Origin of the sequence: Parapedomonas caeni (genome assembly GCF_041060555.1) — a bacterium.
Classification (GTDB): domain Bacteria; phylum Pseudomonadota; class Alphaproteobacteria; order Sphingomonadales; family Sphingomonadaceae; genus CAUJIW01.
Map to the genome: position 1 here is coordinate 1 of NZ_JBEUDS010000046.1, position 6,957 is coordinate 6,957.

At 64.5% G+C, this 6,957-nt stretch carries 5 protein-coding genes; all 5 read left to right on the plus strand.

Annotation, left to right across the window (positions count from 1 at the left end):
* Positions 1–386: 386 nt before the first annotated feature.
* The 5 genes from ABU113_RS16780 (at position 387) to ABU113_RS16800 (ending at position 6,833) form a co-directional block, all read left to right on the plus strand.
* Entirely contained in the window at positions 387–3,176 is a 2,790-nt protein-coding gene (locus ABU113_RS16780; RefSeq protein ID WP_454560611.1) for a TonB-dependent receptor, read from the plus strand.
* Between the two features lie 92 nt (positions 3,177–3,268).
* Positions 3,269–4,090 (plus strand): hypothetical protein, encoded by an 822-nt coding sequence (locus tag ABU113_RS16785; protein ID WP_454560612.1) that lies wholly within the window; start codon positions 3,269–3,271, stop codon positions 4,088–4,090.
* Positions 4,091–4,194: 104 nt separating this feature from the next.
* A complete protein-coding gene (locus ABU113_RS16790) occupies positions 4,195–5,070 on the plus strand; it encodes a LysR substrate-binding domain-containing protein (RefSeq protein ID WP_454560613.1) in 876 nt (291 codons plus the stop codon).
* On the plus strand, positions 5,067–6,266 hold the full coding sequence (locus ABU113_RS16795) for a TDT family transporter (protein WP_454560614.1): 1,200 nt from the start codon (positions 5,067–5,069) through the stop codon (positions 6,264–6,266). Before ABU113_RS16790 ends, ABU113_RS16795 begins: the two co-directional genes overlap by 4 nt.
* A 60-nt stretch (positions 6,267–6,326) precedes the next feature.
* Positions 6,327–6,833: a ParA family protein gene (locus tag ABU113_RS16800; protein WP_454560615.1), complete on the plus strand. Its 507-nt coding sequence runs from the start codon at positions 6,327–6,329 to the stop codon at positions 6,831–6,833.
* The last annotated feature ends 124 nt before the right edge of the window (positions 6,834–6,957 follow it).

A 6,957-nucleotide genomic window follows, 5' to 3' on the forward strand; every position in this document is an offset into this window, starting at 1 on the left:
TGCAAACTCCACCATAACGATGAACCCGGTGGCCACCAGCGACGCCGCATTCCGGGGTGGGGCATGCCCCACCCCGGAATACACCATCGCCTACACCGGAAATTACACCACGAGCGCGGACGCTAACAGATTTTCGTGCTCGACGACCTTGATGAACACCATGAGGTCGTGAAATTCGATCAGTGACTCCATTGCCGCCGGTCTCCGCTGCGGGTTCCAGATTCCTGGGTTGCGTTGCGTTTCAGTGTAACGGGCGGATGCCCGCCGGGATGTTCCCTTGATGGCAACGTTGTGTTGCATTTTGATGCTCGGCCAACGTCATCAAACCTCCATCTCCAGCACGGATTTAGCCTCATCCAGTCGCTACACCTGCCGGAGAACGACCAATGACCAATATCCACCTGGCCGCCGCGCGCGGTCGTCAGTTCGTCAAGATGGCCGCCCTGTTGTCCGTGTGCTTGCCGGCGCTTGTTCATGCGGCCGACCTCCATGGTGTCGTCACCAACGCATCGCTTGGTCGTCCCGCCAACGGCGCTCGCGTGGTGGTGGGCGATGGCGCCTATCAGGCGATGACGGAACAGGACGGCCGCTATCGCATCAGCGGCATGAAGGCGGGCACCTATACGGTGCGGGTGGAACAGCCAGGTTACGAGGTCGCGACCGGCTCGGTGACTGTCAGTGACGAGCAGCCGGCATCGCTGGACGTGCAAATCCGTCTGCCCGCGATGAGCTCGGCGGAAGATATTCTCGTCCAGGGCTCGCGGGCTTCGCGCCTGCTGGCGATCGAACGCAAGATGTCGCTGCCGACCATCGCCGACGTGGTGTCGGCCGACCTGATCGGCAAGCTGCCCGATTACAACACGGCGGAGGCCTTGCAGCGGCTGCCGGGCGTTTCCGTCGAAACCGACCAGAGCGAGCCGCGCTATGTGGTCATCCGCGGCGTCGACTCGAATTTCAACCAGGTGACCGTTGATGGCAACCTGGTCGGCATCCCGGAGGCCGAGGGCCGCCGCGTCGCGCTCGACACCATTCCCTCCGACCTGGTGGCGGCGATCGAGGTGGTGAAGGCGGTGACGCCGGATTATGACGGCAACGCGCTGGGCGGCAGCATCAACATCGTCACGCCGACCGCGTTCGACCGCAACGATGACTTCTTCTACGCCACCGCCAAGACCGCCTATGGCGACATGGCGGACAAGTTTGGCTACGGCGGCAGCGCGACCTACGGCACCAAGTTCGGTGCCGACGACCAGTTCGGCGTCGTGGTGGCGGCGAGCTACCTCAAGCGCTACATCCACAGCCAGCTCTTTGACGCGCTGGGCTGGACGCAGATGGACGAGGATCATCTGGCGCCGACCGAGGTGGTGATGTTCGACTACAGCATCATGCGCGAGCGCATCGGCGCCATCGCCAATTTCGACTGGCGCCCGAACGACGATGTGCGGGTCTACGTCCGCAACATCTACAACGAGTTCACCGACCATGAAGGCCGTGATCAGCTCGACTGGGTGATCGCGCGCGGCACCACCACCTTCCCGTCGGATACCGAGGTCAGTTTCTCGCGCGGCCGCGCCACCCGCGAGTTCCGCCAGAACAACCAGACCCAGAAGCTCTATAATATCTCGCCGGGCGCCGAACTGAAGTTCGGCCAGTGGGGTGTCGATCTCAACTACACCTATGCGCATGCCCAGGAGCATACGCCGGTGCGCGACGACATCGAGTTCCGTTCCGGTGACGTGCTCTCCAGCACCATCGACGTCAGCGGCGAGTTCCCGGTGTTCGTGGACTACAACACTGCGGTCAATGACCCGGCGGCCTTCCCGCTGCGGCGGATTCGCATGCGCTCGGAGGAGATTGACGAGAACCTGCACACCGTGCGGGCCGATTTCCGCTATGATCTCGACGGCATGGACAACAGCTTCCTGAAGTTCGGCGCCAAATACATCGATCGCAAGAAGACCCGCGACAACCGTCAGAGTGTCTATCTGCCAACCTCGCCGGTGACCTTCGCGGATACCGGCGGCGCCGGCGCTGACATCGACGGCTACTACGATGGCGAATACACTTTCGGGCCGAGCATGGACTACGATCAGGTCATGGCCTACTTCTTCCGTGACAATCCATCGCGTCTGTCGCTGGATGCGGCGGCCACCGCGAAGAACGATTACGCACTGGATTACAACATCCGCGAGCGCATCTACGCCGGCTACGGCATGGCCAACATCCAGTTCGGCGATCTGACCGTCATCGGCGGCGCGCGGGTGGAAAAGACCAAGGGACGCTACAATGCTTTCGCCATCCGCGACTCCGATGGTAATGGCACAGTGGAGGAGTCCGACTACACGCCGCTGACGTTCCATACCAGCTACACCGACGTGCTGCCCAGCTTGCACATGAATTATCGGCTCCAGCAAAACCTGCTGTTGCGCGCCGCCTGGACCAACACGGTCGGCCGGCCCAACTATGACGCGCAGGTGCCGACGTTCGAGGAGGAGGATGGCCAGGGTTCCGCCGGCAATCCCGATCTCAAGCCCTACAAGTCGATGGGCCTCGACCTGTCGCTTGAATATTATCCGGACGCCGAGAGTGTTCTGTCGCTGGCGGTGTTCTACAAGAAGATCGATAATCCGATCTTCACCCGCACCCTCTATAACACCAGCTTCGCCGGTGTGGCGCTGACTTCGCTGTCGCAGCCGCAGAACGCCAATTCCGGCGAGATCCTGGGTATCGAGTTCAACGCCGTGCGGCGGTTCGATTTCCTCCCCGAGCCGCTCAATGGCTTCGGCATGTCCTTCAATGCCACCTATGCCGACTCCAGTGTCGACGTGCCCGGTCGCGAAGATGACGACGTGCCGTTTTTCCGGCAGTCAAAATGGCTCGTCAACGCGGCGCTGTTCTATGAGAAGGGCCCGTTTGAAGCACGTTTCTCGATCAATTATCGCGACGATTACCTGGCAAGCATCGGCGCATCGACGCTGAGCGACGTCTATATCAAGAATCGCCTCGTCATGGATGCTCGCGCCAGCTACCGGATCAACGACAACTTCGAGGTCTTCGGCTCGATCGCCAATATCGGCAGCGAACCGTCGGTGCGTTCGTTGAACGCGATCGGCAAGCTTGAGGCGGAGGAGCGTTATTCCTTCACCGCGGACCTCGGCGTGAGCGTCAAATTCTGACATGCCGCTGTCTGTTGCGTAAGGCGGTGCGAGGGTGGGCGGTCCGAAAGGGCCGCCCGCGGTCGTCTATCCGGAGGGGGAGGGCGCGAACGATGTACAAGGCGATGATGTTGGGTGGTCTCTGGCTGTCGGTGGTCAGCGCTGCCGCCGGCGCACCGGCCGAGCCGTTCGCAACGCTGGCGACGGCCCCGGTGGTGCAGCGTCTGGCGACGCAGGAGGCAACCCAGGGCGTCGCGTCGGACGGCGCCTATCTCTATGCCGTCGGCAACAGCGAGATTGGCAAGTATCGACGCAGCGACGGCCAGCGGGTGGCGCACTGGCAGGGGGAGGCGCAGCGCTTTCCCCACCTCAACAGCTGCACGATTGTCGAGGCCGAACTGGTGTGCGCTGCCTCCAACTATCCGGCGGTGCCGCAACTGAGCCGGGTGGAGGTGTTCGATCGCGACAGCCTGGAGCACAAGCGCACGGTCGACCTGGGGGCACAGCCCGGTTCGTTGACGGTGATGGATCGCCACGACGGCAAGTGGTGGGCGGTGTTCGCCAACTATGACAGCAAGGGCGGGGCGCCCGGGCGGGACCATCGCCAGACGCTGCTGGTGCGCTTTGACAACGCCTTTCAGCCGGAAGCACGCTGGAGCTTTCCGCCGGCGGTGCTGGAGCGATTCGCGCCCAGGAGCTGCTCGGGCGCCAGCTGGGGGGCGGACGGGCGGCTCTATGTCTCCGGCCACGACCGGCCGGAAATTTACGTCATGACCGTGCCGGAAAGCGGCGGTGAAATGGTGTTGCAGGCGATCGTGCCGGTGACCACCGGCGGCCAGGCCATCGACTGGGATCCGCAGGCACCGGAGCTGCTGTGGAGCATTGCTCGCACCGGCCGCGCGGTGGTCGCCCACCGTATCGCCATGCCGCAATGACGTGCCAGGGCAATTGATCATATAAACAGATTGAAATAATCAAAATAATTGCTTTGACGGATTGATTGTCCGCGCGCACAGCTGTCCGCCACCAGGAGGCGGCTGTGACGCTTGAACAATTGCGTATCTTCATCGGCGTGGCCGAGCTTGAGCACATGACTCGGGCGGCGGCGGCGCTCAACGTCACCCAGTCGGCGGCCAGCGCCGCCATCGCGGCGCTGGAGGCGCGTTACGGCGTGGCGCTGTTTCATCGTGTCGGCCGGGGGATCACGCTCACCGACGCCGGACGCCTGCTGTTGCCGGAAGCCCGCGCGGTACTGGACCGGGCCGCGAGCGCCGAGCAGGCGCTGGCGGACTACGCCGGGCTGCAACGCGGCACCCTGCAACTGGTGGCCAGCCAGACCATCGCCAGCTACTGGCTGCCCGTCCGCCTGGCCGCCTTCCGGCAGCACTATCCGGCCATCGCGATCAGTCTGGCCATCGCCAACAGTGCCGGCGCCGCCGAGCAGGTGGGGCAGGGACAGGCCGACCTCGGCTTTGTCGAAGGCGAGATCGATGATCCCGCGCTGGCGCACTGGGAGATCGCCCGGGACCAGCTGGTGCTGGTGTCGGCGCTGCCGGCAACAACGGTCGACACCGCCTGGCTGCTGGCGGCGCGCTGGATCATGCGCGAACAGGGGTCCGGGACGCGCTCCAGCTTTGACACGGTCTTGCAGGCGCGTGGCATCGACCCTGCCCGGCTCGACGTCGCCCTGACATTGCCGTCCAACGAGGCGGTGCGCACCGCCGTCGAAGCGGCGGCGGGCGTTGCCGTGCTGTCGGCGCTGGTGGTGGCGGACGCCCTGCGGGCCGGCACGCTCCACGCGCTGCCGCTGGACCTGCCGCCACGCCGCTTCTTCGGGCTGCGGCACAAGGAGCGCTATCGCAGCCGGGCGGCCGACGCCTTGCTTGACCTCATCCAGCGCGGAGATCGGTTGTGAACGTGGAATCGCGCCTTGACGGGCTTCTGCCACGGCCCCTGCGGCATCTGGATCGACCGCTTGATGTCATCCGCCATTTCACCCCCAACTGGTTCGCGGCCACCATGGGCACGGGTATCCTGGCGCTCGCCTTGCCCCAGGTGCCGGGTGCCGGTTCGGCGCTCCATGCGCTGGGGGAGGCGTTGTGGATGGGCAACATCGCCCTGTTCAGCCTGTTTGCCTTGCTGTACGCGGCGCGCTGGCTGCTGTTCGGGGCCGAGGCACGGCGCATCTTCGGTCACAACACCGTGTCGATGTTCATCGGGACCATCCCCATGGGCCTGTCGACCCTGCTCAACGGCCTGCTCACCTTCGGGGTGGGCCGGTGGGGGGCGGAGGTGCTGCCGCTGGCCCAGTACCTCTGGGGGCTCAATGTCGCCATGGCGCTGGCGTGCGGCGTGGGCATTCCGTTTCTGATGTTCACACGTCAGGAACATGCGCTGGATGGCATGACGGCAGTCTGGCTGTTGCCGGTGGTCGCGGCGGCGGTGGCGGCCACCACCGGCGGCGTGCTGGCGCCGCAGCTGGAGGGGCAAGCGGCCTTTGTGACGCTGATCGTCAGCTATGCGTTGTGGGCCTGTTCCATTCCCATCGCCTTTGGCATCCTGGTCATTCTCATTCTGCGCATGGCACTGCACAAGCTGCCGCCGGCCAGCATGGCCGCCTCCAGCTGGTTGACGCTCGGGCCGCTGGGTACCGGCGCGCTCGGGCTGCTGGTGCTGGGGCAGGCGGCGCCGGCCATTCTTGACGCGCGCGGGCTGGCGGAAGCCGGTGCGGTGGCGCAGGGGATTGGACTGGTCGGAGCGCTGATGCTGTGGGGGTTCGGGCTGTGGTGGCTGCTGCTCGCCTCGCTGATCACGGCCTGCTACTTCCGTGCCGACGTGCCGTTCAATCTTGGCTGGTGGGGCTATATCTTTCCGCTGGGTGTCTATGCCCTGGCTACCCTGAAAATCGGTGCGGCCCTGGATCTCGCGGCGTTGGGTGTCTTGGGCGGGATGCTGGTGGGTGTCCTGACACTCATGTGGGGCGTGGTGGCGGCCCGGACGGCACGTGGGGGCTGGCATGGCACGCTGTTTCATGCGCCATGCCTGGATCAGGGGACAGGCACATGTGCCACCGCGACCATCGCGCCCGGGACTCGCGCCCTGACCTTGTGAATTGACGTCCTCGCCGGAAGGTTGTTCCCTGCTGCGGACTGAACGGCGGGGAGGCGGCCGATGCGGGTGATCGCGGTCTATAATCTCAAGGGTGGTGTCGGAAAGACCACGGCGGCCGTCAATCTGGCTCATGTGGCAGCACGTGGCGGCGCCAGGGTGCTGCTGTGGGACCTTGATGCCCAGGGCGCGGCCGGCTTCACCCTGGGGGTCGAGCCGCTGGGGCGGGGCTCGGCGCGCAAGGTTGCCAAAGGCAAGGACGATCTGGCCGGCCAGATTCAGGAGAGCCGTTTCGAACGCCTCGACGTGCTGGCGGCCGATTTCTCCTACCGTCATTTCGACAAGCTGCTGGCCGAGGAAGGACGCGGCAAGCGCCTGAAAAAGCTGCTCTCGGCGCTGGCGGACGACTATGATTATGTGTTGCTTGATTGCCCGCCGTCGCTGTCTGACTTGTCCGAGCAGGTTTTCGCGGCGGCCCAGGCGTTGGTCATCCCGCTGTTGCCGACCACCTTGTCGACCCGCACCTACGGCCAGTTGATCGACCATCTGATGGCCAAGCTGCGCGAGTGATCCACCCCCATTGAACGGGTCCACCTTGAAGTATGGTTTTGACCATGAAGGAGGACCACAATGGCAAACAAGCGACACAAGCCCGACGAGATCGTCACGAAGCTTCGGCAGGTTGAGGTTTTGC